Origin of the sequence: Mesorhizobium sp. WSM2240 (assembly GCF_040438645.1) — a bacterium.
GTDB lineage: Bacteria > Pseudomonadota > Alphaproteobacteria > Rhizobiales > Rhizobiaceae > Allomesorhizobium.
The window spans coordinates 502,689-526,855 of sequence record NZ_CP159253.1 but is presented as its reverse complement, the minus strand read 5'-3'; the positions used below and the strand labels follow the sequence as shown (position 1 = coordinate 526,855).

Sequence of the window (24,167 nt, the reverse complement as noted above, 5' to 3'; positions counted from 1 at the left end):
AGAACGTTAATCTGGTTTTTCGCTTTTTTCTGCCCGAAGCGGTCTAGAACGGCCGGAGCAGGGAACTCGTAATAGCCCCGTCCCGTCATGCCGCTTCCCTTCCGCGCACCCAAGCGACGATCGCGCGGTGGTATGTTTCGCGCTCAATGCGGTCGGCGTCGTCATCGCGGATGATCTGCTCGAGGAGGCGAGCATGCCGGCTGACAGCACCCCAGTCGCCGACGATGAAGCCGGCGCCGAATGCCGCGGCGCTGAGGGCGAGCGTGATCATGCCGCGTCGCCTCCCGGCCGCTGGCAGCCGCGGTTCATGGTGACGAACACGGCATCCGCGAACGATCGGAGCTCGGCCTCGATCACGTCATCCGGCAGGCCAGCCGCTATCATCTGCGAACGCATTCCCGAAATGATCTGATGCCAGTATTGGTCAGCGCTCTTGCCATTCCGACCGCTAAGCACCTCGACAGTGCGCCGGATCTTGCCGATGCGCTTCACAGTCGGGAATGGGATCACCACACAGGCTGGCGGCGTCCATCGGAACAAGGGCAGGTCGCGGTGCTGGTCAGTTGACATCGGGAGCCCTCCTCCGGCCAAAGTATGATATAGTGCTCCTACTTCTCAGAATTAGGCTTTTACCTAGTCTTTTCAGTACTTTGACTTTCATGATGCCACCTTTGCCGATGAGCCTAATTCTGAAAAGTCGGAGCGGACCTGCGGATCCCCTTTGATGGCGGCGGCAGGATTAACACTGACGTAGCCACGTTCCTTTCCCCATGCGAAAAGTAGAGCAAGGACCGTCTTGACGTAATTTCCAAACCGACGGCCGTGCATCTGGGCGGCTTTATCCCGAATATTTACCACCAAGGGTGAGCTAAACCGATATAGCGGCGTGTCGGCAATCGGCTTCAGATAGTCAAAGCAACGTTGGTAATCCGCTTGCGTGCGCGGGGCCAAATCAGTGAACGACGCATGGGCTCTGTAGCGCGAAATCAACAAGCCAAGGGTTCCTGGCTTGGCGGTGTCAGCGGCCTTCAAGAGGGCTGCTATGCGTGTGCATTCCGCAATGAAGCCGGCGCTGCCAATGGGATTTTTGAATAGATCTATCGGAGTGCCTGCGGCGCGATGATAGCATCGCTGCTTCCCATGCCGATCTCGGAATACCTTAAACCCTTTGATCAGCACATGTGTCATGCGCTCAACCGACCTAGAATGTCCTGGTCGCTTTCGCCCGTTCCGTTCTTGAGCCCGTCCAGCCACACATCGAGTTCCTGCATGTCATATAGTTTCCGGCCTCCCGGCATCACAACGGGCGCGATGAGGCACTCCACTGGAACCGCTTCGGAGGCTATCCGCAATATGTTGCCGCCTCGCCGGCGAAGAGCATCCGACGAGGTGCGATTTTGATGTTTAGCGTAGCGATGGACATTCCAGAACCAATTCCATTCGTTGAACTTGCCGGGCGAACGCCAGTTCCCCTTCAGGTAAGTAAGCACTACCCACAAAACACGCCCCCGGCCTTCGCACCACTAAAGGCTCGAGCGAGATCCGTCTGACGAAATCCAGGTGACGGGCACGACATCTGTTGCTCCCTTGGCTGTACTGGCAAGTGGCTTAGTAACGAGCTCCGCAGCGGGACTTTCTGTCGTTCCCGCCGCACTCAATTGGGTGTAGGCCGGGCACTCGTCACGAGATCAGCTGGTCACCTGCATCTGAGCTGTCCGGCACCAGCAGACCAGGGTCAGTACTGTACTCCCAAGTCTCGATCTCACTGACAATGACTTCAAACGGGGTACTCGCTCCGTCATCGGGACCGATCACCCTTCCGATATAGCCAGGATGACCACAGGGACACGCAAGTGATGCGGACAAGGACTAACAGGCGGCCGGTGCTCAAAGTGGTTTCTGAGCTGTTTTCTACCAATCTTCACATCAAGCGAGACGAAACCGATGTAATTTTCACTAAGGACATTCCTTTCACGAGTACGATCAATGAACCGCAGCAAGAACCGCTGACCATGCGAACTCCAACTTTCGGTGCAGCGATGATCGTGATGTAAGTCAAGCTCATTAATCTGCGAGGGCCTAATTTCTCTTACCCTTGAGTATCTCCCAAGAAATTTATGGGCGTTGTGTTACTCCAGACGTCGCCGCAAAAAACACCTCGTGTAGTAACAGTCATTTGGGTTCTACCACCTGTCGACGACAGTTGAGCAGTCTTCGCCCTGCGAAGATCGGTGCAGAGAGGAACGGATGTGTCGGCCACGGAGCGTCCGCGGTTTTTGATAGGGTAAGGTCCTCCAACTAGCGGGCGTGGTTTTGAGGCAGAGACCTGTGCCGCAAGCCTGGCTGCGTTCCAGTAATGAAGGGGAGGAGTCGATGTTTCAGCAACCAATTCGTCTTGCATTCTTAACCGCGTCGATTGTTGCGGCCGCTTCGGTCACGGCCATGGCCGACGAGGCACAGATTGAGCGCGGCGAATACCTCGTCACGTTCGGCGGGCGCAATGACTGCCACACGCCGGGTTACTTCTTCGGCAAGCCCGACATGTCGCGCTTTCTTGGTGGTTCGGATGTAGGCTTCGAGATCGGGGGTCGGGCGTCTTTGTCGGCCGTAACATCACGCCTCACAAGGAGACCGGCATCGGTAACTGGACCGCAGAACAGATAGTCACCGCGATCACGACAGGTGAGCGGCCGGGCGGCCCCTATCAGCCCTGGCACGCCTTTGCACATCTCACCGCGGATGATACCATGGCGATCGCGGCATTCCTTCAAAGCGTGAAGCCAGTCGACAACGAGGTTCCCGCGCCGTTCAAACCGGGGGAAAAGTGTCGAGTTTCATGCTCCGCATCATGCCGCCGGGCGAAACCGCGGCCGCCGCGCCGAAATAGGCTGAGTCTGACCGGAACTAGTTAGTCTTCTCAAGAGGGCATTGGCCATTCGGCCAGGATTGTGGGCCATACGTATCGCAGCGAAGCGGAGAGGGACGGTCCGCACCCGCCATTCCCGCACCTCCCTTTGCTCTCGCTCTGGCGGCTTCCTGCTACGCGGCTTTAGACTTCACATAGGAGATGTAGCCGCGCACATCGGCGGCTGGCTCGCTATATGCCGTGCCCAGCGTTTCCTCCAGATTGGCCATGTACTTCTTCGCCCAATCCGGCAGCGGATAGTCGATAACGGCCAGGAACTCGAGCGTGGAGGCAAGCCGGATATCGGCGATGGATGGCTTGTTCCCGCCGATGAAGGGCTGATCGCCGATGAAGAAGCTCTGAAAGACGCTTAGTGGTTCGGCTATGGCTTCGACGGCCGCATTGCGGGCGGCTTCCTTGCTCGGCGCGTCTGCATCGCTGTGGCCGACCTCGCCCGGATATTGCGGGAAGCCAAGCAGCGGATAGGTGGCCCTCGCAAGGTAGGGGTAGAAGGTGCCGATCAGATAGAACATCGCGCTGTCGATCATGGCGCGGCGGGCCGGGTCCGTGGGGTAGAATTCGTCCAGGCCATGCTTGTTGCAGAGATACTGCATGATGGCGCAGCTCTCCCACAACGCACCCCTGGGCAGGCCAGTCTCCTCGATCATCGGAGTCAGATGCGCCGGATTGCGCGCCAGGAATTCCGCCTGCCGCGTCTGGCCAAAGACATCGTGCTCGCTGAACTCCAGTCCCGCAGCGCGGAGAAAAACCCGGACCGTCAGATTGTTGACGCTGGGCTTGATTACATTGAGTTTGATCTCGGACATTTCAACTCCTCCCTCGGTGGTTCAATATGGGTTCTTGGGCTCACGATCCGGCGACAGCGTCGGCCGGGAGCGTGCCGTCAGCGCCTCTATCGCATCGGCGAGATGGATTTCGGCGATCGCGTATTCGTTCCGCTGCACCCGAATCCGGTGGGCTTCCATCAGGACGTCGGCGTGGGTGAAGCCGTGCGGCGGCTCGAAACGGTAGGAGGCGAGCTCGACCAGAAGTCCGAGCGGATCCTCGAAGTATATGGAATCCATGAAGCCACGATCCTTGACGCCGCTGTGCTTGATCCTGCGCTCGTCGAGCCGTTCCACGGCCTGCAGGAACGACACGCGCGAAACCGAGAAGGCGATGTGGTGGACGCAGCCTACATCGGTCGAAGTCCGTGCCGGATCGGGCTTGCGGTCGTCATTGGTGAACACGGTGATCAGCCGACCGTCACCCGGGTCGAAATAGAGATGGCTTTCGGAGGCGCGGTCGAGATTGGGCTGCTCGAAGATGAAAGGCATGCCCAGCACTCCTTCCCAGAAATCGATCGAGGTCTGCCTGTCGGCCCCGACCAGCGTTATGTGATGAACTCCCTGCGATTGAAGCTTTCGCATTGAGGCTCCTCCTCCCTCGGCTGGCGCCTCAGCGCTGCACCAGCTTAGACTTGTATTCGCTGCGCTGGAGCGCGCCCCACGGCGCCAGATCGACCCGCGCCGCAACGACGAGCACGTCACGGATGCGCTTCTGGATCCGGGCGGCAAGCTCCGGGCCGCCAGCATAATCCTTTGCCAGTTCGACCACCACCGGCAAAGGCGGCTCCTGCCGCACGCCTGGATATCGCGGCTTGATCAGGATCATCCCACTCACGTCCGGCATGAACTGGTTGACGACTTCGCGGATGGCGGACGGGAAGACATTGACGCCGCGCACGAGGAGCATGTCGTCGGTTCTTCCGACGCAGCGGATCCGTGGCGCGGTGCGCCCGCACCGGCAGGGCGAGATCCAGATCTGGACATGGTCGCGCGTCCGGAACCGCAGCAGCGGCGCCGCCTGATGGTTGAGATGGGTCAGGACGAGTTCGCCGCGCGCGCCGTCCTCCATTGCGATGGGTGCGCCCGTTTCCTGATCGATCAGTTCGGGGTGGACGATGCCGCGGCCGCCCAGATGCATGCCGCATTGCTCCTCGCACTCGCCCCACAGCGAGACGCCAATATCGCCGATGCCCATCGCTTCCGTCACCCTGGCGCCCCATGCCTCTTCGAGATGGGCTCGCAGGGCGGGCTCGCTGCCGCCTGGCTCGCCGGCGACCAGAACGCGCTTCACGCTGGAGCCCTTGAGGTCGAAGCCCCGCTCCTCCGCCCACTCCGCCAGATGGGCGGCGTAGGACGGCGTCATCACCGCCGCCGCCGGCTTCAGAAGACGGATGGCGGTCATCAGCCGCTCGGTATTTCCGGTGCCGATAGGAATGTGGATCATTCCTATCCTGTCGAACGCGCCAAGCGCCGCGCCCGCAACGAAAGGCCCGGCATTATAGGTGGAGACGATCGCTTCACCCGAGCGGATGCCCGAGGCCGCATAGCTCCGGGCCGACGTCACGATCCAGTTCTCGAGATCCTGCACCGTCAGGGGAATGTAGCTGGGCGTTCCGGTAGTGCCGCTGGTGGAGAAGATGCGCACGATCTTTTCTCTCGGCACGGCGAGATGCGTACCGATGGGATTGTCCTCGCTGCAGGACGCTCTGATCTCGTCCTTCTCGGTGAACGGCAGCCTCTCGATCGAATCCATACCGCCGATCTCATCCGCGGTGGTGAAGCCGGCCTGCTTCAGCTTGTTCCGGTAGAAAGCCGAGCGGGCGAGAAGATATCCGACCTGCCGGCGGTACTGCGCGTCGTCCTGCTTGGCCTGGTCGCGCCAGGGGCGGGTCTCCACCTCAGGATCGAACATGGCTCAGGTCCCGCCCTTGTCGCCGTAGGAAACCGCTGCTTCCGCATGGCCGGCAAGCACAAAGCCGATGGGGTTCTGCTGCTCTTCGGCGAGATGGGCAAGAATGCCGCCGGCGCGCGCGAGCAGCGGTATCGCCTTGATCATGGCGGGCGGGAAGTCGAGGTCGAGAAGCACCGCGGCGATCGGCATCGAGACGTTCATGACCAGCGGCTTGCCCCACACCTGCGCCACCGCCTCACGCATCCGGCGCGCCAGATCGACATGCTTACCGGCGACGCCCCGTTTTTCGGCGAGTTCCAGGATGCGTTCAGCGCGCGGGTCGAGCGGCCGGTGCACCGGGTGGCCGAAGCCCGGCGCCTTGCCGCCCGCCTCGCGGATCTCGCGGGCCAGGTCCAACATGACCTTGTCGGCGTCCTCGCCCCTGGTCACCCGAGCCCGCGCCCTTTCAAGAAGCGCACCGCAGAGTTCGGAGGTGCCGAGCAGCACCGGCCCGCAGCCGAGAAGGCCTGCGGCCAGCGCGCCCTGCAACGCATTGGGATCGGAGGCGAGCGTCATCCGCGCCGCCTGGACGGTGGGCATCATCCCGTGCTCGGCAATCGCAACGAGCAGGAGATCCAAAAAGTAACGTTGATCGTCAGTCGGCTCGCACCCGGTCAAAAGCAGATAGAAATACTCAGTGAAGCTGAGCCTTCCCATGAGATCGCCGCAGAGGTCTTTTCCGCGCACCTCAACGGCATCTGCTGTCGCGACGCAGATTTCAGTGGTAGCCGCGCGCGCCTTGCCGATCTGCATGGGTTCCGTTTCCGCCGGAACAGGTCAATATCTTGGCGCTCAGATGCTAGCCTGAAGATTGAGATCACACAACAGCAGACGCAATGTCATGGATGCTTGCCATCGTCGCCGAGAGTTCGCGGCAGCGAGGAGATTGGCTAATGTTGACGAAGGATTCGGGTACCGCGGCCCTGGCTGCTCAGAAGGATTCAGTCGTGCCATGAGCCGCCGTCCGCGAGTCAAGAGCAGATCGCACCGCCTCAACGCCTTCACCTGCTCCGGCCGCCTGTGGAGCGGTGTGACCGAGGACAGACCTCGCCACGACAACCCGCTCTAAACGCGGCATTTTCCGCTTTGCATTGGAGCGGGTGTCGGGTTCGGGCCAGCCGGTCCTGCTTCAAACGATCAGGATAATGCCGGCGATTGCGAGCGCCGCGATCCAAATGAGATCCAAGTTGATCCACCCACGACGCAGGAACGAAAGGCCCAGCCATTCATAGACGCAAACCGCGATGGCCAGCGTCACCGCAAGCATGGCGGCCATGTGCACCCCGATCGCGGCCAGCGCGATGGGCAGTAACCCGACGGCCGTCAGTTCGCTTACCGGAGTTGCCGAGAGGCACAGTGGGATCAGCACCGGCACCAGCATGAGACCGGCGCCATGGGCGGTCGCCATCAGAAAGGACCAGAGCCCAAGCCCAATCATACCTGTTTTCATGCCGACCCGAACGCGGTGGCGATGGCCGTACGCGCCATGGTAGGCGGCCCAGCTGAGGAGCACCGCGCCGGCGGCAATTTCCAGAGCGTGCTGGTCGACAACGAGACCGAGCGTCACCACCGCGATCGCAACGATACCGATCGAAACCGTGTGCCCTATCGCGACGGGGATCAGGGACTTGAGCACGATCCCGCGGCTTTGCCTGTGCAGACCGAGCGCGACCGCAAACAGCCAGCCCATGGCGGGGTTGAGGCCGTGAAAGGCGCCAAGGCCGGCAAGCACCAGCCAGGGCGAGACCGTTGCCATGCTAAGTGACTGTTCGCTTCGTGGCTGCCGGTATCAGGGGTAGCAGTAGGAATCGGACGAGCAATCGCCTCCCTCCAGACGTACCTGATGCGGCCGATGGCCCTTCGGCCAGTCGACGAAGAAATCCTCGTCGAATTCGATCCCGCCATCCTCGCCGACATCGAGCTTCACCATCCAGCCGTCAATGCCCTCTGGATAGAACTGCGGGTCGATGGCGCCGTAGAGAGAATTGGTAAAGTAGACCCGTTTTCCATCCCGGCTGATTTCGACCATTTGCGGGCCACCGTTAAGCGCGCCGTTATTGGCCTTGGGATGGCTCGCCCGGGACACGATGCCGCCGATGCGGACCCTGCCGGCCTCCTTCGGGTTGAACGGGTCCGACACGTCATACTGGATCATGTCGCCAGTCCCCCAGCAGGAAACGTAGAGGAAGCGGTCATCCATTGACAGGTCGATGTCGGTCACGAGCGGAGCGACTGCATTGAAGCCCTTCAGCACCGGCGGCAGCAGCTCCGGATCCGCTGGTTCAGCAGGGATCTCGATCACCTTTTTCACCGCCCATTTGTCGCCGTCGCGGTACCAAGTCCAGATCGAAGCCGAGAGATCCTTGAGGCTGATGACGCAGCCGACGAAGCCATAGGCCTTGATCGGATCATGTGCCGGACGCAATTCGAACACGAGCTGGTGTTCCTCACCGAAGTCGATCTCCTGCAGGTGCTTGCGCTTGTGGAGGTCCCAGAAGTGCAACCTGCGTCCATACTTGCTGCCCAAGGATTTCCGGAACGAGCCCGTTCTCGAATGTGTCCGGGGTTCCCCATTCGCTCGTCACCATTGTGTCGTGCCCGAGATGCCACCAAATCATAGGCGAGTTCCTGGGGTCCCCGGTCCATCTCCCACTGGCCGAGAACGTTGAAACTGTCCGGATCGAGCAGGAAAATGCCGCCAGGCCGTTTGCCTTCGGCGTTTCCGAGCGCGTTCACGTAAATTCCCTCGGGACCGCAGTGGGTGGTGTGCAAACGCGAATACCCGGTCTTTTCGGCGATCTCTTCCGGCTCGATGACTTTGACGAGCTTCGGATTTCTTGCGTCCGGTTTTGTGTCGATGATGTGAAGCCTCGATGAGCGCAGGCCCGGAACGACGAGGTAGCGCCGTTCCATATGCGGGTGCGGCGCATTGGGACAGAGGCATGAAGAACATGCATTCCAGCCGAAATGATGCAGTTCGTCGCCGGCGTTCGGCATGTCGACCTGGCCGACGATGCGAGAATAGGAAGGAGACTCGGGGTTCACGTCGACCACGGCTATCGCGTCGGGCGTTTTGCGGTCCGGGTCGAAGGCGGCCACATAGGCCAACGTTTCTTTGGGTGCTTTCGCCGCCATTCTCGGCGAGGGGTAGAATGACGGATCAGGTTGCCAGCTTGCCATCTCGAAAACCCTCATCTTGATCGATGGTGAAATCTTGCGTGCAGTGGTCCCCAGAATTTTGCGTTGTTGACAATCTTGTCACCTGAAAGACGCGGTGTCCAATCAAGTCACTTGATGGCGAAAGGCCCCATTCTAGCTGTTGGTGCCGTCGCCGCTATCAATCCCTTTTTCCTCACGGGCAGGCACGCGACTCGGGAAAAGGTAATCTCTCAATAAAGTGACGACCGCGATTCAAGCACCGATGGCAGTTCGGATCTGCTCTGTGATCTCAACAGTGCTGGTCGTCCGTCTTCCGCTGAACGACCACTGTCCGGCCGCGGACAATGCTCTGGGCTCGGCATCGAGGCACAGCACGCCGCGATGACACGGTTCGCGGGAGCAGAGCAGATTTCCCTTATGGTGAGTTCATCGAGATCGAGACCGGCAAGCGAGCCGATGCACTCGATCGCCGCCCTACCCTATCCCGGGCACTTGAGGCGGCGCAGAGCGCCAGATGCCCGGTCGTGGTTCTCCAAGCTCGACCGCCCTGGCGTGATGTTGCATTCATCTTCGGGCTGATGGCGCAACGCATACCCGTTCGTCGTGGCGGAAACTCGGCGCGGACCCCAATCCCTTCATGCTCCACCCTCTAGGCAGCTCTCGCCGAGAAGGAGCGCAGGCGTACGCTATGGCCGCCTTCTATCCCGGCGTGGGTACTTGCGGCCGGCGCGAACATGGTCGCGGCTATTTCGTGTGGCCCGGCATGGGCTGATCGGCCCGCAAAGGGAGCCCGCCAGGCAAACCGTAGCGGGCGAATCAATCAACGGGAACACGGATGTATCATCATACAAATTGCCGGTTCATGCATCCAAAGGAATGAGCACACGATTGGCCAAGGTGCGGTCGGCGCCCCACAGCCATATGCTTTCTTCCTCGGATCACCTGAGGTCGAAATGGAAATCTCTCGACGCTCATTCTTTGGATTGGTCGCCGCCACCAGCCCGATCGCCCGGTGTGCCCAGTTAAGGAGGTGCAACAAACTTGTGCGGGAGGGATTACGCGAATGTTTACACGTACCCGGTCTTTTCCCAGGCTGAGATTGCCAAGGCGTTGAAAGGCGACGTGGGTCAGCTGTTGACGGTCAAGAGCGATCCCGGTCTTGAGCGACTTCAGGCGATCCGCCCTGCTTCGATGGGCTACCGTTTCCGCTTACGTTGTTGAAGGTCGGCCGCCGCTCATCGCCGATTAGGATGCCGGCCTCCTCGGCCGCCCCGCACGAAATGCCTGGCGAGCGATTGCCGCATTGCATTGGCCCTCCAGAACCTCAAAGCAGGCTTGCGAGCAGCGCACGCCTTGGCCGTGCCGATCTCGGTCGGCCACTTGTATGGGAGCCACGCGGCCGCCTGGCGGGCGCTGAATAAGTTCTGGCGTTAGCCGTGCGGCGCCCTCACCGTCACGTATTCCGAACGGCTTGCCCTCAAGCTCCCCATATTCGACCCCAAACGCGCGCTGCCGCGCCTACCGCTACTGCGTCTGGCCTGCTACTAGCAAGGGGGCCAGCGCCCCCCGAAAGGATAGTGCTAGCTGGTTGGCCAAGGTGAAATAATCGCCTCGCCGTATGCTGAGATTTCCCTGCCACATCTCTACATGGCTAAGGCCGGCGTCTCCTCTCTCATAGAGCCCCACAAGGACGCCGGCCCCTTTTTGTCAGTTCGCCTCGTTGGCATTGCAACACGCCAGATTATGGTGACCTGTCCGTCGTCAGGGATTTTGAGACAGATGGCTGCCTGATTTAGCGGAGGCTCTGGTCCCTCTCGGTCTCATTTATGCGGCATGTTGGCGGTATAGCATCGCCGCTGGTAGATGGTTTTTCGTTTGATCCTTTCTCGTTGCAGCAGAATGGTTTGGCCGCGTCCGAAGTAGACGTCGGCCGGAGTGAGATTGTCGAGGCTCTCGTGGTAGCGGCGATGGTTGTAGCGCTCGACGAAGGCGGCGATCTGGGCTTCGAGGTCGCCCGGCAGGATGTAGTTTTCGAGCAGGAGCGGTTCTTCAGCGTCTGGTACCAGCGCTCGATCTTGCCTTGGGTCTGGTGACAGGGCACGCCATGGATGTGATCGATGTCGCGATCCTGGAGCCATTCAGCCAGTTCGCCGGCGACGTAACATGGCCCGTAGCACCTACGGAATGAAGGAGCGGCGGCAGCCGAGACAGCGGTGCGCGCAGCTTTTCGCTGCAAGCGCGCACCGGTCGAGGCGGCCACGACCGGTCAGAGTTTCTCTAGAATGTGAATGCCACAACCCATTCCGGAGAGACCGACCATGACCACTCGAGATTCTACACCCGCCGATGCAGTGCTGGTAGCGATCGATGTCGCCAGAGTCCGCAATGAGGTCCTGATAGATGCATCCGGCCATAAACGCCGCCGCCGGTTGCCGATTCTTAACACCCGTGCAGAGCACGACCGTCTGATCGAGATGCTGCAGGCGTATGGCCGACCCGTGGTGTGCGCCTTCGGGGCGACGGGGAACTATCACAGGCCCATCGCATGGCGCCTGGCTAAAGCAGGCTTTGAGGTACACCTGGTGTCGTCGCTGGCGCTGGCTCGAACCCGCGAGGCCTTGCACAACAGTTTGGACAAGAACGATCCCAAGGATGCGCAGGTTATCCTGCACATGCTCAGGATCCAGGCGACACAGGTCTATCATGACCCGCTGAGCGCCGGGGGCCAAGACCGAGATCCAGCACCCTATCCTAACCCATTACCTGCCGCTGTATTTCCCGAGATCGATCGCCCGCGGGGAATGCCGAGCTTTTCCAAGGCGCGGCGCGCCGGCACGTGTGACTGCTCGACGATCCGGATAATCTCGAGCTTCTCTGGGGCGGGTGTCTCATTCTTCGTCGCCCCCATCCGCGATCATTCTTTAGGCAGCCGCAGTTCCAGCGCCTGTTCGGCTACGACCTCTTTCAAGGTCTGCGCTTCCTTGTGGAGCACCTTCACTTCGTCGCTGGTCGCGGCGCGCGCTGTATCTCCGGCCAGCCGCTTCTTCGACCCATTATAGTAGAGGCTTTCGGCGATCCCCTCGCGCCGGCACAGCGGCGATCGATTCGTCACCGCGCAGGCCTTCAAGCACGATGCGGATCTTCTCCTCCGCACCATAGTGCTTGCGCGTCACCCGGCGGATATCCTTGATCACCGCTTCTGCAGAACGCTTCTCCGTTCCGGATTTCTGTCTCATCTTCGCTCCTTTGGAAGGCTACGATGGACCTGGAGCGCATGCTTGGTCGCAAGACCATGGAGGTCGAGATCCTCGAGGAGGCGCTCGATCTCGCCGCCCCCAAAAGCCAGCGTTGCGGCTCGCCTCGTTCGACAAGGCCGGTTCGCTGTGAAGACCGTCGCTGACACAATCAGCGTCTCCCGCTACAACCTTGCCGAGCCCGCCATGTCTTTTTGAAATAACGGGTTTCAAGGCTTCTGCCAATATCGCTGCGCTCTAATATAGCGAACCGTTGATGGCCTGGCCGACAAATTCCCGTTCAGCCAGGCCCTTTTTTTGGTCGCCCCTGTCGCGAGGAACAAACTGCCGGCGGCCGTGTGGAGGAGAACTGATCGAGATGTTCTTCGAAGATTGGTATGTCGTGCGCTACGAAGGCTAGCAGCCGCTCCCAAGGGCGCAAGCAATTGCGGGGCACAAGGGCAGAGGCTAAACAGAACTCGCCTAAAACAGAGCAGGGACTTACTGAGACAGAAGGTCCTGCCTCAGATATTTCTGCGGTTGATGCCTAAGCCGCGCATCGGTAACGTCATCCGTAGCGGCCCGCGCGCTAGACCAGCCAGCGGCGCCGCCTCTTCATGTTTGGCGCATCATCCGGTGAAAGCTCATGGAAATATGCGCGCGACGTATGTGGCCGATGGATTCCAAGTCGCCGATTTCCGCGGCGGCCAGAACCTCCATCATCTCGCGGCGGAAGGCGACGAATTCCTCCACCAAGCCGAGCTGCGGCATCAGCTTCAGGACGACGCGGGCGACCTGGAAGTAGAGCCGTTCGCTGATCTCGCGCAGCGGCTGGTTGCCGGTCATGGCAGTGAGTTCGTAAAAGAAATCCATGTTGAGCCGCAGGAAAGCGCGCTGGTCCGGATTACGGATGTCGTCGTCACAGCGCTGGATCAGGGCGCGGATGCGGTCGAGATCGGCCGCCGTACGCGGGATCGGCGACAGCCTGCCGATCAGCAGCGCCAACTCCAGGCGCAGATGATAGACCTGCTGCAATTCCTCGATATCGACGTCAGTGACGAGCGTGCCGACGCCGTGGACGGATTGCACCAGCCCTTCCGATTCGAGGCGCGCCAGGACACGGCGAACCGGAGTGCGGCTGATCTGGAACTCCTGCGCCAATTCCTCCTCGGATAGATGGCTCCCCGGCGGATAATCGAGCAGGCAAATGCGGTCGCGCAAAATGCGGTAGATTCGCTCGAACCGTTCCCGCGCCGAAAGCGGACGCGGCCCGGGAGCAGCCTCCGCTCCAGTTGCGGCGTCCGTTTCAAGCGTCATCCAGCCTCCAGGACGGCGTGCAGGAACTGCCGCGTCCGTTCGTTCTTCGGCGCACCGAACAGTTCGTTCGGTGGCCCCTGCTCGCAGATCTTGCCCTGGTAGAAAAAGCAGACCCGATCCGAAAACTCCTTGGCGAAGCCCATCTGGTGGGTGACCATCAGCATGGTCAGGTCGTGCTCGCGGCCGATCTGCCTTATCACCTGCAGCACTTCACCGACAAGCTCTGGGTCGAGCGCCGAGGTCACCTCGTCGAACAGCATGATCTTGGGCCGCATGGCAAGCGCGCGGGCAATCGCCACGCGCTGCTGCTGACCACCGGAGAGTTGTGAGGGATAGTGGTCCTTCTTCTGCCCCAGCCCCACCATTTCGAGCAGGTCGGCTGCGCGTGCCTCCGCCTCGGCCCGCTTCATGCCGAGAACCGTCATCGGCGCCTCGATGCAGTTGGCGATCGCCGTCATATGCGGAAACAGGTTGAACGACTGGAACACCATGCCGATCTTGGCGCGGATCTTGCGGATATGCGCTAGGTCGGCGGGCACGAGCTTTCCGTTCTTCCGCATATGCGTCAGCGGCTCGCCCTCGACCCAGATCACGCCGTCATTGATGGTCTCCAGCGTCATCAGCATGCGCAGGACCGTGGTCTTGCCCGAGCCCGAGGGCCCGATGATGGAAACCTTCTCGCCGCGCTGGATGTCGAGGTCGAGCCCGTCGAGGACGGTCAGGGCGCCGTAGCGCTTCGAGACGTTCTCGAAGCGGACCATCGGTTGTTCGCTCATGTTGCGATCCTCCATTTGAGCACGCCTTCGAGAATACGGATGAGCGCGGACGAGACCAGGCTCATGACGAGGAAGAACAGACCGACCAGCGTGATCGGTTCGGTGTAGCGGAACGTCTCGGAGCCGATGATCTTGGCGGTCTGCATCAATTCGAGCACCGCGATCGCCGATAGCAGCGGCGTCTCCTTGAACAGCGCGACCAGATAATTGCCGAGCGCCGGCACGATCGGCGGAATGGCCTGGGGGATGATGATGTCGCGGAAAGTCGTCCACGACGACAGGTTGAGCGCGATCGAGGCTTCCCACTGGCCGCGAGGGATGTTGTCGAAGCCGGCGCGGTAGACCTCAGAGCAATAAGCGGCGTAGTGGATGCCGATGGCGAGCACGCCGGCGGTGAAGGCGTCGAGCACGACCCCGAATTTCGGGAATACGAAATACAGGAAGAATATCTGGATGAGCAGCGGCGTCGAGCGGATCAGCTCGACGAGCACGGAAATCGTCCAGCCTGTCCAAGGCACAGCGATGCGCACCACCGCCAGCACCAGGCCGAGCAACGCGGCAATGGCGAAGCCGAGCAGCGTCGCCTGGATGGTGACGACCGCCGCGCCGGCGAGCACCGGCATGATTTCGAAGGCGAAGGTCCAATCCCAGATCATGCCGCCCTCCCCCGGGCCAGGCCCAGCGATGCCCGCCGCTCCAGGAGCCGCATGCCGATGGTCAGCACGAGCGACATGACGAGATACATCAGTATGACAAGCGTGAAAATGGGAATGGTCTTGAACGTGTTCTGGTTCATCTGCTGCGCCTTGAAGGCGAGATCGGAAAGCGTGATGAGCGAGACCAGCGCCGTCGATTTCAGAAGTTCGATGAAAAGATTGCCCCAGGGCGGTATCATCGCGACGAAGGCCTGCGGCAGGATGATCCTGCGCAGCATCTGCGGGCGCGTCATGTTGAGGGCCGTACCCGCCTCCCATTGGCCGCGCGCCACCGCCAGGATCGCGCCGCGCACGACCTCCGATCCATAGGCGCCGACGTTCAGGCCGAGCGCCAGCACGGCGACCACGAATGCATCCATCGTGACGCCGAATTGCGGCAGGACGAAAAACAGCCAGAACAGCTGGACGAGTGCCGACGTGCCGCGGAAGATCTCTACATAAATTGTCGCCAGCCAGCGCAGCGGCGCCGGGCCGTACATGCGTGCGATCGCCGCGATCACGCCCATGACGATAGCGAGCAGGCAGCCGAGGATGGCTATCTCAACCGTCAGCACCGCGCCTTGAAGCAGCCCGGGCAGGAACAGACTGTACTCTTCCTGTGTGGCCAGCAGGCCGATGACCGCCAGCGAAGCCGCCAGCATGGCTACGAGTGTCTTGATCCCCATCCGCCCCTCCGAAGAAAAAGGGCGGCGCTTTCGCGCCGCCCAGCGGTTGGGAACTATTCCGCGCAAAGCTCCGCGGTCGTCTTGTTCGGCAGGTAGTCCTTGCCGAAACCCAGAGGCTCGACCAGCGCAATATGCTCCGGCGAGCCGAGAAACGTCTTGAGTTCGGTGTTGAAGGCCTCCAGGAGATCGGTGTCTTCCTTGCGGAAGCCGAAGCCGCCATGACCCTTCACCGATTTTCCGGCCACTTCGCCGAACGGCGTGGTCGATTCGACGCCGTCGGCCTTCTTGGCCATGTCGGCGATGGAAAGCGCGGTCAGAGCCGCGCCGTCGGCGCGGCCGGACTGGACCGCCGCAACGAGGCTGGACTGGTCGGGAAGCACCACGAGCTGTTCCTGGGCAACGCCTGCGTCCTTCGCATAACCACCCTCGACTGCACCCGCCATCACGGCGAGCTTCAGGTCGGGGTTATCCTTGAATGAGGAGTAATCCTTGATTTCCTTGGGATTGCCCTCCTTGACCAGCATTGCCTGGCCGATGCCATAGGACGGCTCGGAAAAATTGATCTCTGCGCAGCGCTTCGGATTGATGAACATGCCGGCGGCGATGATGTCGAAGCGGCCGGCCTTGAGGCCCGGGATGAGCGAGCCGAATTCGGTCAGCACGCCGTCGACCTGCTCAATACCCATTTTGGCGAGCACGGCCTTGGCAACTTCGGGCGCCTCGCCGGTCAGCTTGCCGTCAGGGGTCGCGAAGCCGAACGGCGCCTCGTTGGCGAAGCCGACGCGGATATAGCCGTCCGCCTTGGCGCGTTCGAGTGTTGATTGGGCCTGAGCCGGCAGCGAAGCCAGCGAGGTTGCGGCGAGCGCGAGAACGGCAGCCGCTTTGACGACCGTGCGGCGGGATATCGGTGACTTGAACATGCGTTCCCCTTTTTGATGATTTGATGCCACCCGGCCCGACCTTCTTCCGCATCGTCACCGAGCGACAAGACGTATACAACTTCTCTGGACAGATCGCAATACGCCTTGTATTGATCCTGTGTTTACGGCATTTGGCCGTGATGTTGTGCACATTTTAGGCGTTTCTACTGGCGCGGCGGCGATCGCGCGCCCGGCAGAGGCGACATGCGCGGAGGGTGGTCTTGGGGGGCTTCGGAAGGTTCACGGAAGCGGAATATGCGCGGCGCCTCGCCGACGTGAAGGCGCGCATGGTCGAGGCCGGCTTCGACCTCATCGTCTGCCAGGATCCCGCCAACATGTGCTGGCTCACCGGTTATGACGGATGGTCGTTCTATGTCCCGCAATGCGTTCTGGTGCATCTCGAAGAGGATCGGCCTATCTGGTTCGGCCGGGCGCAGGACGCGAAAAGCGCGCGCATGACCACCGGTCTGCCCGAGCGCAACATCGTCCCCTTCTCGGAGCGTCTGGTGCAGCAGCCGGTCGAGCATCCCTATGACGAATTGGCCGACCTGATCCGGACGCGCGGCTGGGGTAAAGCACACATCGGCGTGGAGATGGACGCGCACTATTACACCGCACGCTGCCATGCCCATCTCGTTCGGGGGCTGCCCGAGGCACGCTTCGCCAACAACCATGATTTGGTGAACTGGGCGCGGCTGATCAAATCCGACGCCGAGCTGGCTCTGATCCGCGAGGCCGGCGTTATCTGCAGCCATGCCATGAACCGCGCCATCGGCAAGATGCGGCCCGGCGTGCCGCAGAACCACGTCGTCGCCGAGATCTACCACGCCCAGATCATGGGCTTGCCTGGCGCCGGCGGCGACTACGCCGCTATCTGCCCGCTGATGCCGGTCGGCGAAGGCACGAGCACGCCGCATTTGACCTGGTCGGACGAGCCGCTGCCGGACAGCGGCCTCGCCATACTGGAAATCGCCGGCGTGCGGCGTCGCTATCACGCCGCTCTGACGAGGACGGTCCATTTCGGCAACCCGCCGTCCCGGCTCACCGACATGGCCAAGACCATCGTGGAAGGCGTCGATGCCGGCCTTGAACTGGCGCGGCCGGGCAACACGTGCGAGCAGGTCGAGGCTGCATGGCAGGCCGTTCTGCGAAGGAACGGGTTGAAGAAGGAGAGCCGCGTCGGCTATCCGGTGGGGCTCGCCTATCCGCCGGACTGGGGCGAACGCACCGCGAGCCTGAGGCCAGGCGACAAGTCCGAGCTGCAGCCCGGCATGTGCTTCCATTTCATGGCCGGCGTCTGGCTCAACGATTTCGGCGTCGCCATTTCCGAATCCTTCGTCGTCACGGAACGAGGCGGCGAACGCCTGTGCGACGTGGCGCGCGAACTCATCGTGATCGACTGACCGCCCGGCCAAGACGGTCACACCACCTGCGAAAAAACTTCGACATCGGCAACAAGTACGAGAAGTCTTATGGACCGCAATCCCTTTTCCGAGGCCGAGATCCACGGCCGCCTCTCGAGAGTCCGGACGGAGCTGGCGCGGCGCAGGCTCGACGCCGCCGTCTTCGCCTCGCCCGAAAGCGTCTTCTATCTCACCGGTCTCGACCACTGGGGTTATTTCGCCCCGCATCTGCTGATCGTCCCTGTCGATAAGAAGCCCGTCCTGATCACCCGCTCGATGGAGAAGGTAACGATCGAAAAACAAGTGAAGGCGGCTGAGTTTCGCGGGCACTCCGACAGCGAAACGGCGGCCGACCTCGCCGCGCGCGTGATCGCCGAACTGGGCCTGACGGGCAAGCGCATCGGCCTGGAATACTGGACTTCCGGGCTCAGCCACGGCCTTGCCGTCAAACTGCAGGCACAGGCCGAAGCCGAGTGGAGCGACGTTTCCGGACTTGTCGACCGCATGCGGCTGGTGAAGAGCGCCGAGGAGCAGACACTGATGCGCCGCGCCGCGAAGGTGACGGATGCGGCTGCGGGAGCCGCGATTGAGGCCATTTCCGACGGCGCATCCGAGCAGGAGGTCGCCGCCCAATGCGTGGCTGCGATGGTTCGCGCAGGCGGCCATGCGCCGGGCTTCGGCCCGTTCATCCGCCCGGCCGCGCGGCTCGGCGAGGAACACACGACTTGGGGCGACGGGATTTACCGCAAGGGCGAGCCGGTCTTCGTCGAACTGTCCGGCTGCCTCTCGAGGTACCACGCGCCGCTCGGTCGGCTCGTCCGCATCGGCTACATCAGCGACGAAGACGCGGCCATCGCCGATTTGACCGCCAAGGCCTTCGACGCCGTGGTGAAGGCGCTGCGGCCGGGCGTCAGGGCGCGCGAGGTCTACGCAGCCTGGCAAGGCGTGGTCGACGAAGCCGGCCTTTCGCACTACCGCCGCCACCATTGCGGCTATCTCGTCGGCATCGGCCAGCCGCCGTCCTGGACCGGTGGCAATTCGGTCACCGGATTGCGGCACGATTCCGATCTCGAGATCGAGACCGGCATGAGCTTCCATATACTGTCATGGCTGATGGGCACGGGCCGCGGCGACGATTTCATTTCGAATTGCGTGCTCTTGACCGACACGGGGGCCGAAGTGCTGACCCGCACGCCTGTCGGCCCGATCATCCGCTAGGCCGCAGAATGGCGCGCTATTCAGCCTTTTCCATTCTTCGCAACGCGCTGTCCGGCCAACGGTACTGGCAGCGCGCCTGGCGGGCGGCGGAGCCGAAGCCTGCTTATGATGTTGTTGTAATCGGCGGCGGCGGGCATGGCCTCGCCACCGCTTTCCACCTCGCCGAGAACCACGGCATACGCAACGTGGCCGTGCTGGAGAAGGGCTATGTCGGCGGCGGCAATGTCGGCCGCAACACCACCGTCATCCGCTCCAACTACCTGCTCGACGGCAACACCCAGTTCTACGAATTCTCGATGAAACTCTGGGAAGGCATGTCCCAGGCGCTCAATTTCAATGTGATGTTCTCGCAGCGCGGCCAGTTGGTGACCGCGCACTCGGCCGACCAGCTCGACAGCTTCAGCCACCGCGCCAATATCATGCGGCTGAACGGCATCGACGCCGACATTCTCGACCGCGACGACGTTCGCCGGCTAACGCCCTATCTCGACTTTTCCGACACGGCGCGCTTTCCCATCCACGGCGCGATATTCCAGGGCCGTGCCGGCACCGCGCGCCACGACGCCGTCGCCTGGGGCTATGCCCGCGCGGCTGACGCCCACGGGGTCGACATTATCCAGAATTGCGAGGTGACCGGCTTCGTCCGCGACGGCGAGAAAATCGTTGGCGTCGAGACCACGACGGGCCGGATCGGCGCCGGCAAGGTCGGGCTAGCGGTCGCCGGCCACACTTCCGTGCTCGGTGCGAAAGCCGGCCTGGAACTGCCGATCGAGAGCCATGTGCTGCAGGCCTTCGTCACCGAACCGCTGAAGCCGCTGGTCGACCATGTCGTCGCCTACGGCGCCGACCATTTCTACGTCAGCCAATCCGACAAGGGAGGACTGGTGTTCGGCGGCAATCTCGACGGCTACAATTCCTATGCCCAGCGCGGCAATCTCGGCGTCGTGCGCGAGGCGGCGGAGGCCGCGATTGCGCTGATGCCCTGCATCTCGCGCGTCCGACTGTTGCGCCATTGGGGCGGCGTCATGGATATGACGCCCGACGCCAGCCCGATCATCTGCCCTACCCCGGTTGAAGGCCTCTACCTGAACGGCGGCTGGTGCTACGGCGGCTTCAAGGCGACGCCTGCCTCCGGCTGGTGTTTTGCGCACACGCTCGCGACCGGAGAGCCGCATCCGCTGATCGCCGCCTACGGACTCGACCGCTTCCGCACCGGCCACACGCTGGATGAGGCCGGCGCCGGCCCGTCCGCCTGGCTGCAATAGAGACAAACCATGCTGCGCATCGAATGCCCTTGCTGCGGCCCGCGCGATCACGACGAGTTCCGCTATGGCGGCGACGCGTCAGTGATTCGACCGGTCCATGACGATCCCGACCCGGAAGCCTGGTACCGCTACGTCTATGTGCGGAAGAACCCGGCGGGCCTGCACCGCGAATTCTGGCAACATGTAATGGGCTGCAGACAATGGCTGGTGGTCGAGCGCGATACGCGGAGCCACGCCATCGCTTCCGTAAGTTTCGCCAGGAAATCGCCCGCATGAACCTTCCAGCCAAGCGCCTCCCGGTCGGCGGCCGTATCGATCGTTCGCGGCCCGTCCAGTTCAGCTTCGACGGGAAAATGCTGCACGGCTTCAGCGGCGACACGCTTGCGTCGGCGCTGCTTGCGAACGATGTCGCCGTGGTTGGCCGTAGCTTCAAATACCACCGGCCGCGCGGCATTCTCTCGGCCGGCCCCGAGGAGCCGAATGCGCTGGTCACGCTCGGAAGCGGCGGCCGACGCGAACCCAACCTGCCTGCCACCATGCTGGAACTGGCCGACGGCATGACCGCCGAGAGCCAGAATCGCTGGCCGTCTCTCGCCTTCGACATCCAGAGCGTCAACGGACTGTTTTCGCCGTTCCTTACGGCTGGCTTCTACTACAAGACCTTCATGGGCCCGACGCGGCGCGCCTGGATGTTCTACGAGCATCTCATCCGCAGGGCCGCAGGCCTCGGCCGCGCTGGCCTTGATCCCGATCCCAACCGCTATGAGGTCCGCCGCGCCTTCTGCGACGTAGCCGTCATCGGCGGAGGCCCGGCGGGCCTGTCGGCGGCCCGCGCGGCCGCGCACGCCGGCGCGCGTGTCGCACTTATCGAGCAGGATTTCTTGTACGGCGGTCAGCTGCTTTCGGAGCGGCCCGACGGCGGCGCGGCCTCATGGCTGAGGACTGTCGAGACCGAGTTGCGCGCGTTCGACATGGTCTCTTTGATGGAGCGCACCACCGCCTTCGGCGTCTATGACGGCGGCGTTCTCGGCCTCGTTCAGCGGTGCGGCGACCCCGGTGCGGCCGAATCCGGCGAACCGCGTCAGGTCTTCACCATGCTGCGCGCACGGTCGATCATCTTTGCCACCGGCGCAATCGAGCGGCCCCTGGTGTTCCCCGACAACGACCGTCCGGGCGTCATGCTCGCCTCCGCCGCCCGCGCCTTCCTCAACCGCTTCGCCGTCCTGACCGGGAAACGCGTGGTCGTGGCAACCGCCAACGACAGCGCCTGGCGCACGGCGTTCGACCTTGCCGTAGCGGGTGCGGAGGTGACAGCAGCGGATTTGCGCGAGGCGCCCCCAGCATACCTTCTCGCCGAGGCTGCGCGGCTCGGCGTGACGGTGCGAACCGGCACGCACATAGCCGGCATTCGTGGCGCCCATCGGGTCAAGGCGGTCAGGCTGGCCGAGCCGAAAATGCAAACCGATGTCCCATGCGACCTTGTCTGCATGTCTGGCGGGTGGTCGCCTACGACGCACCTGACCTCGCATCTCGGCGCCAAGCCCGCCTACAGCGACGACATCGACGGCTTCATTCCGGGCGCGCTGCCGGCTGGCCAATTCGTGGCGGGCGCGATTGCGGGGCAGTACTCCACGGCGGCGGCGGTCGAGGTCGGCCACCGCGCCGGCATCGAAGCTGCATCCTTCTGCGGCAGGTCCGGGCCGACGCGCTCGCCCGCGAGGCTCGACCTTCGCGATATGGTTTCCACGCCGTTCCGCGATGTCCTCCCTCCTCGACGCGGCAAGGCCTTCGTCGATTTCCAGATGGACGTGACCAGCGGCGACATCGCCCTCGCCCATCGCGAGGGATACGAATCCGTCGAACACCTGAAACGCTACACCACGCTCGGCATGGGAACCGATCAGGGCAAGACCAGCAATTTCCCGGGGCTTGCCGCGATGGCCTTGCTGCGCGGCGCAACGATTGCCGAGACCGGCGCCACAACCTTCCGCCCGCCCTTCACGCCGGTCGCCATTGGCGCGCTGGCCGGTCGCGCGGTCGGCCATCATTTCAAGCCGTTCCGCCGCACGCCGATGCATGATTGGCACAAGGCCAACAGCGCGGAGATGCTGGAGGTCGGGCTGTGGATGCGGCCCTGGTTCTACCGCAATTCCGGCCGGGACGTGAACGAAGCCTATGTCGCCGAAATGGGGATGGTGCGCGAAGCGGCGGGGCTGATGGACATCTCGACGCTCGGCAAGATCGACGTTCAGGGTCCGGACGCGGCGGTTTTCCTCGACCGCGTCTACGCCAATGGCTTCGCGAAGCTGCCGGTCGGCCGCGCGCGCTATGGCGTGATGCTGCGCGACGACGGCATCGTCCACGACGACGGCACCACGACGCGGCTATCGGAACACCGGTTCTTCATGACCACGTCGACCGCCAAGGCGGCCGACGTCCTGTCCAGGCTCGAATTCCTGCTCGACACCGCCTGGCCGGATCTGCGCGTCTCGGTCACCTCCGTCAGCGATGAGTGGGCGGCCATGTCGGTTGCCGGTCCGAAGAGCCGCGAAATTCTCGCGGCCGCCTTTCCCGGCCTCGATGTGTCGAAGGACGCGCTGCCGCATATGGGCCTGCTGGAGGGCGGCTGGGAAGGAAAGCCGCTGCGGATTCTCCGTCTCTCCTATTCCGGCGAGCGCGCCTACGAGATCTATGTCGGCGCGAGCGCCGGCGAACAGCTATGGACCCGCCTGCTTGATGTGGGAGAGCCGTTCGGCGTCAAGCCTTACGGCGTCGAAGCGCTGGGCGCGCTGCGCGTCGAAAAGGGCCACGTCGCCGGCCCTGAAATCGACGGGCGGACCACGCTCGACGATCTCGGGCTGGGTAGAATGGCCGGAAAGCGCACCGGCTTTGTCGGCGCCGTGATGCGCCGACGTCCCGCATTCGAGGCCGCCGACCGTCAGCGTCTGGTCGGGCTGGAATGCATCGAGGACGGCAAGCGCCTGCGCGGCGGCGCAATCCTGTTCAAGCCGGGGGAAACGGTAGCCGGCCACGGCCACGGCCGGGTTACCTCGGTGACCTACAGTCCTACCTTGGGAAAGTATGTGGGCCTGGGGCTATTGGCGGGGAGTGCCGCGGTCGAAGGAACCGAGGTGCTTGCTGCCTATCCCATGAAGAGTGAACTGGTGCGGGCGCGCATCGTCTCGCCCGCGTTCCTCGATCCGGAAGGAATGCGTCTCCGTGACTGAAGTCCCTGCTTTTATTCTGTCGGTTGCGGACTCCTCGATCGTCCAGTTCGAGGCGTGGGACGGCAGATCGCAACAACTCGAAGCTGTTCTGTCGGGGACGTTGGGGATAGCACTCCCGGGTACGGTCGGCGAAACGGTCCGCCATCAAAACCTGCGGGCGATCAAGGTCGCTCCGCGCCGATTCTGGCTGCTCTATGACGCTCCCGGCGGGGAACCCGTTGCAGTGGATCCGGATCTTGGTTCGGTGGTCGACCTAGGCGAAGGTCGCACACGGCTTCGGCTGTCTGGTCCTAGCCTGCCCGACGTTCTTGCCAAATGTATAGCCGTCGACTGGCAGTCGCCGGCCGCCGCACCCGGCAGAGCGATCCAGACATCGCTCCATGGCGTTCCGGTTCTTTTCCTCCGTACGGGCGAAGCCGAATGTGAGCTCCTCGTCCCGCGAAGCTTTTCCCGAAGCATCGCGGACTGGCTCGGCGACAGCGCCGGGGAGAGTTGAGCTTGAAGGATTGGAAGATTCTGGTATGCATCCGAAATTCTGATACAGTTGCGCTGCAATGCGCTTTG

At 62.5% G+C, this 24,167-nt stretch carries 19 protein-coding genes and 6 pseudogenes; 9 read left to right on the top strand and 16 right to left on the bottom strand.

Going from position 1 to position 24,167, the window contains the following annotated elements; all coding sequences use genetic code 11:
* Nucleotides 1-85 precede the first annotated feature (85 nt).
* The 3 genes from ABVK50_RS02500 to ABVK50_RS02490 all read right to left on the bottom strand — a co-directional run bounded on the left by ABVK50_RS02500 (nucleotide 86) and on the right by ABVK50_RS02490 (nucleotide 1,188).
* Complete coding sequence (locus ABVK50_RS02500; RefSeq protein WP_353642946.1) at nucleotides 86-271, bottom strand: hypothetical protein; 186 nt, start codon at nucleotides 269-271, stop codon at nucleotides 86-88.
* The gene (locus tag ABVK50_RS02495) at nucleotides 268-570 is read right to left on the bottom strand and encodes a DUF6074 family protein (RefSeq protein ID WP_353642947.1); all 303 of its coding nucleotides are present in this window, start codon (nucleotides 568-570) and stop codon (nucleotides 268-270) included. Before ABVK50_RS02495 ends, ABVK50_RS02500 begins: the two co-directional genes overlap by 4 nt.
* 87 nt (nucleotides 571-657) lie before the next feature.
* Nucleotides 658-1,188 (bottom strand): hypothetical protein, encoded by a 531-nt coding sequence (locus ABVK50_RS02490; protein ID WP_353642948.1) that lies wholly within the window; start codon nucleotides 1,186-1,188, stop codon nucleotides 658-660.
* Between the two features lie 1,185 nt (nucleotides 1,189-2,373).
* Between ABVK50_RS02490 and ABVK50_RS02485 the strand changes: the two are divergent.
* Nucleotides 2,374-2,887, top strand: a pseudogene (locus tag ABVK50_RS02485) (cytochrome c).
* A 152-nt stretch (nucleotides 2,888-3,039) separates the two neighbouring features.
* Here ABVK50_RS02485 and ABVK50_RS02480 read toward each other — a convergent pair.
* The 7 genes and pseudogenes from ABVK50_RS02480 to ABVK50_RS02450 form a co-directional block, all read right to left on the bottom strand.
* Complete coding sequence (locus ABVK50_RS02480; protein ID WP_353642949.1) at nucleotides 3,040-3,732, bottom strand: glutathione S-transferase family protein; 693 nt, start codon at nucleotides 3,730-3,732, stop codon at nucleotides 3,040-3,042.
* 21 nt (nucleotides 3,733-3,753) lie between these two features.
* On the bottom strand, nucleotides 3,754-4,335 hold the full coding sequence (locus ABVK50_RS02475; protein WP_353642950.1) for a VOC family protein: 582 nt from the start codon (nucleotides 4,333-4,335) through the stop codon (nucleotides 3,754-3,756).
* Between the two features lie 28 nt (nucleotides 4,336-4,363).
* On the bottom strand, nucleotides 4,364-5,665 hold the full coding sequence (locus ABVK50_RS02470) for an AMP-binding protein (RefSeq protein WP_353642951.1): 1,302 nt from the start codon (nucleotides 5,663-5,665) through the stop codon (nucleotides 4,364-4,366).
* Between the two features lie 3 nt (nucleotides 5,666-5,668).
* On the bottom strand, nucleotides 5,669-6,457 hold the full coding sequence (locus ABVK50_RS02465; RefSeq protein ID WP_353642952.1) for a citryl-CoA lyase: 789 nt from the start codon (nucleotides 6,455-6,457) through the stop codon (nucleotides 5,669-5,671).
* A gap of 376 nt (nucleotides 6,458-6,833) precedes the next feature.
* Entirely contained in the window at nucleotides 6,834-7,460 is a 627-nt protein-coding gene (locus ABVK50_RS02460; protein WP_353642953.1) for a hypothetical protein, read from the bottom strand.
* Between the two features lie 33 nt (nucleotides 7,461-7,493).
* A pseudogene (locus ABVK50_RS02455) lies at nucleotides 7,494-8,884 on the bottom strand (selenium-binding family protein).
* A gap of 1,799 nt (nucleotides 8,885-10,683) precedes the next feature.
* Nucleotides 10,684-11,024: pseudogene (locus ABVK50_RS02450) on the bottom strand (integrase core domain-containing protein); the annotation flags it as partial.
* Nucleotides 11,025-11,181: 157 nt separating this feature from the next.
* On the opposite strand from ABVK50_RS02450, the pseudogene ABVK50_RS02445 reads away from it, so the two are divergent.
* Nucleotides 11,182-11,644, top strand: a pseudogene (locus tag ABVK50_RS02445) (transposase); the annotation flags it as partial.
* Between the two features lie 13 nt (nucleotides 11,645-11,657).
* On the opposite strand, the pseudogene ABVK50_RS02440 reads toward ABVK50_RS02445, so the two are convergent.
* Nucleotides 11,658-12,099: pseudogene (locus ABVK50_RS02440) on the bottom strand (transposase); the annotation flags it as partial.
* Nucleotides 12,100-12,125: 26 nt separating this feature from the next.
* On the opposite strand from ABVK50_RS02440, the pseudogene ABVK50_RS02435 reads away from it, so the two are divergent.
* Nucleotides 12,126-12,297: pseudogene (locus ABVK50_RS02435) on the top strand (IS3 family transposase); the annotation flags it as partial.
* Nucleotides 12,298-12,711: 414 nt separating this feature from the next.
* Here ABVK50_RS02435 and ABVK50_RS02430 read toward each other — a convergent pair.
* Genes ABVK50_RS02430 through ehuB form a run of 5 tightly spaced genes read right to left on the bottom strand, consistent with a single transcriptional unit; the run spans nucleotide 12,712 to nucleotide 16,490 of the window.
* Complete coding sequence (locus ABVK50_RS02430) at nucleotides 12,712-13,413, bottom strand: GntR family transcriptional regulator (protein ID WP_353642954.1); 702 nt, start codon at nucleotides 13,411-13,413, stop codon at nucleotides 12,712-12,714.
* On the bottom strand, nucleotides 13,410-14,189 hold the full coding sequence (gene ehuA, locus ABVK50_RS02425) for an ectoine/hydroxyectoine ABC transporter ATP-binding protein EhuA (protein WP_353642955.1): 780 nt from the start codon (nucleotides 14,187-14,189) through the stop codon (nucleotides 13,410-13,412). The genes ABVK50_RS02430 and ehuA overlap by 4 nt, the downstream gene beginning before the upstream one ends.
* The gene (gene ehuD, locus ABVK50_RS02420) at nucleotides 14,186-14,845 is read right to left on the bottom strand and encodes an ectoine/hydroxyectoine ABC transporter permease subunit EhuD (protein ID WP_353642956.1); all 660 of its coding nucleotides are present in this window, start codon (nucleotides 14,843-14,845) and stop codon (nucleotides 14,186-14,188) included. The genes ehuA and ehuD overlap by 4 nt, the downstream gene beginning before the upstream one ends.
* On the bottom strand, nucleotides 14,842-15,570 hold the full coding sequence (gene ehuC / locus ABVK50_RS02415) for an ectoine/hydroxyectoine ABC transporter permease subunit EhuC (RefSeq protein WP_353642957.1): 729 nt from the start codon (nucleotides 15,568-15,570) through the stop codon (nucleotides 14,842-14,844). Before ehuC ends, ehuD begins: the two co-directional genes overlap by 4 nt.
* A gap of 53 nt (nucleotides 15,571-15,623) precedes the next feature.
* The gene (ehuB, locus tag ABVK50_RS02410; protein ID WP_353642958.1) at nucleotides 15,624-16,490 is read right to left on the bottom strand and encodes an ectoine/hydroxyectoine ABC transporter substrate-binding protein EhuB; all 867 of its coding nucleotides are present in this window, start codon (nucleotides 16,488-16,490) and stop codon (nucleotides 15,624-15,626) included.
* A 221-nt stretch (nucleotides 16,491-16,711) separates the two neighbouring features.
* Here ehuB and ABVK50_RS02405 point away from each other — a divergent pair, with 221 nt between their 5' ends.
* The 6 genes from ABVK50_RS02405 (at nucleotide 16,712) to ABVK50_RS02380 (ending at nucleotide 24,099) form a co-directional block, all read left to right on the top strand.
* A complete protein-coding gene (locus ABVK50_RS02405) occupies nucleotides 16,712-17,893 on the top strand; it encodes a M24 family metallopeptidase (protein ID WP_353642959.1) in 1,182 nt (393 codons plus the stop codon).
* A gap of 69 nt (nucleotides 17,894-17,962) precedes the next feature.
* Nucleotides 17,963-19,111 carry a Xaa-Pro peptidase family protein gene (locus ABVK50_RS02400; RefSeq protein WP_353642960.1) on the top strand — a complete coding sequence of 383 codons (1,149 nt, stop codon included), beginning with the start codon at nucleotides 17,963-17,965 and terminating at the stop codon, nucleotides 19,109-19,111.
* An 8-nt stretch (nucleotides 19,112-19,119) separates the two neighbouring features.
* Complete coding sequence (locus ABVK50_RS02395; protein WP_353642961.1) at nucleotides 19,120-20,376, top strand: sarcosine oxidase subunit beta family protein; 1,257 nt, start codon at nucleotides 19,120-19,122, stop codon at nucleotides 20,374-20,376.
* Between the two features lie 9 nt (nucleotides 20,377-20,385).
* Nucleotides 20,386-20,652 carry a sarcosine oxidase subunit delta gene (locus ABVK50_RS02390; protein ID WP_353642962.1) on the top strand — a complete coding sequence of 89 codons (267 nt, stop codon included), beginning with the start codon at nucleotides 20,386-20,388 and terminating at the stop codon, nucleotides 20,650-20,652.
* Entirely contained in the window at nucleotides 20,649-23,603 is a 2,955-nt protein-coding gene (locus tag ABVK50_RS02385; protein ID WP_353642963.1) for a sarcosine oxidase subunit alpha family protein, read from the top strand. Before ABVK50_RS02390 ends, ABVK50_RS02385 begins: the two co-directional genes overlap by 4 nt.
* Entirely contained in the window at nucleotides 23,596-24,099 is a 504-nt protein-coding gene (locus ABVK50_RS02380) for a sarcosine oxidase subunit gamma family protein (RefSeq protein ID WP_353642964.1), read from the top strand. The genes ABVK50_RS02385 and ABVK50_RS02380 overlap by 8 nt, the downstream gene beginning before the upstream one ends.
* The last annotated feature ends 68 nt before the right edge of the window (nucleotides 24,100-24,167 follow it).

Bases quoted from the DNA above. Each gene is read 5' to 3' on its own strand.
- ABVK50_RS02390 (WP_353642962.1), top strand. From the start codon at position 20,386: ATGCTGCGCATCGAATGCCCTTGCTGCGGCCCGCGCGATCACGACGAG.
- ABVK50_RS02490 (WP_353642948.1), bottom strand. From the start codon at position 1,188: ATGACACATGTGCTGATCAAAGGGTTTAAGGTATTCCGAGATCGGCAT.
- ABVK50_RS02475 (WP_353642950.1), bottom strand. From the start codon at position 4,335: ATGCGAAAGCTTCAATCGCAGGGAGTTCATCACATAACGCTGGTCGGG.
- ehuA (WP_353642955.1), bottom strand. From the start codon at position 14,189: ATGAGCGAACAACCGATGGTCCGCTTCGAGAACGTCTCGAAGCGCTAC.
- ABVK50_RS02430 (WP_353642954.1), bottom strand. From the start codon at position 13,413: ATGACGCTTGAAACGGACGCCGCAACTGGAGCGGAGGCTGCTCCCGGG.
- ABVK50_RS02400 (WP_353642960.1), top strand. From the start codon at position 17,963: ATGGACCGCAATCCCTTTTCCGAGGCCGAGATCCACGGCCGCCTCTCG.
- ABVK50_RS02385 (WP_353642963.1), top strand. From the start codon at position 20,649: ATGAACCTTCCAGCCAAGCGCCTCCCGGTCGGCGGCCGTATCGATCGT.
- ABVK50_RS02460 (WP_353642953.1), bottom strand. From the start codon at position 7,460: ATGGCAACGGTCTCGCCCTGGCTGGTGCTTGCCGGCCTTGGCGCCTTT.
- ehuB (WP_353642958.1), bottom strand. From the start codon at position 16,490: ATGTTCAAGTCACCGATATCCCGCCGCACGGTCGTCAAAGCGGCTGCC.
- ABVK50_RS02500 (WP_353642946.1), bottom strand. From the start codon at position 271: ATGATCACGCTCGCCCTCAGCGCCGCGGCATTCGGCGCCGGCTTCATC.
- ABVK50_RS02495 (WP_353642947.1), bottom strand. From the start codon at position 570: ATGTCAACTGACCAGCACCGCGACCTGCCCTTGTTCCGATGGACGCCG.
- ABVK50_RS02470 (WP_353642951.1), bottom strand. From the start codon at position 5,665: ATGTTCGATCCTGAGGTGGAGACCCGCCCCTGGCGCGACCAGGCCAAG.
- ABVK50_RS02480 (WP_353642949.1), bottom strand. From the start codon at position 3,732: ATGTCCGAGATCAAACTCAATGTAATCAAGCCCAGCGTCAACAATCTG.
- ehuD (WP_353642956.1), bottom strand. From the start codon at position 14,845: ATGATCTGGGATTGGACCTTCGCCTTCGAAATCATGCCGGTGCTCGCC.
- ABVK50_RS02465 (WP_353642952.1), bottom strand. From the start codon at position 6,457: ATGCAGATCGGCAAGGCGCGCGCGGCTACCACTGAAATCTGCGTCGCG.
- ehuC (WP_353642957.1), bottom strand. From the start codon at position 15,570: ATGGGGATCAAGACACTCGTAGCCATGCTGGCGGCTTCGCTGGCGGTC.
- ABVK50_RS02395 (WP_353642961.1), top strand. From the start codon at position 19,120: ATGGCGCGCTATTCAGCCTTTTCCATTCTTCGCAACGCGCTGTCCGGC.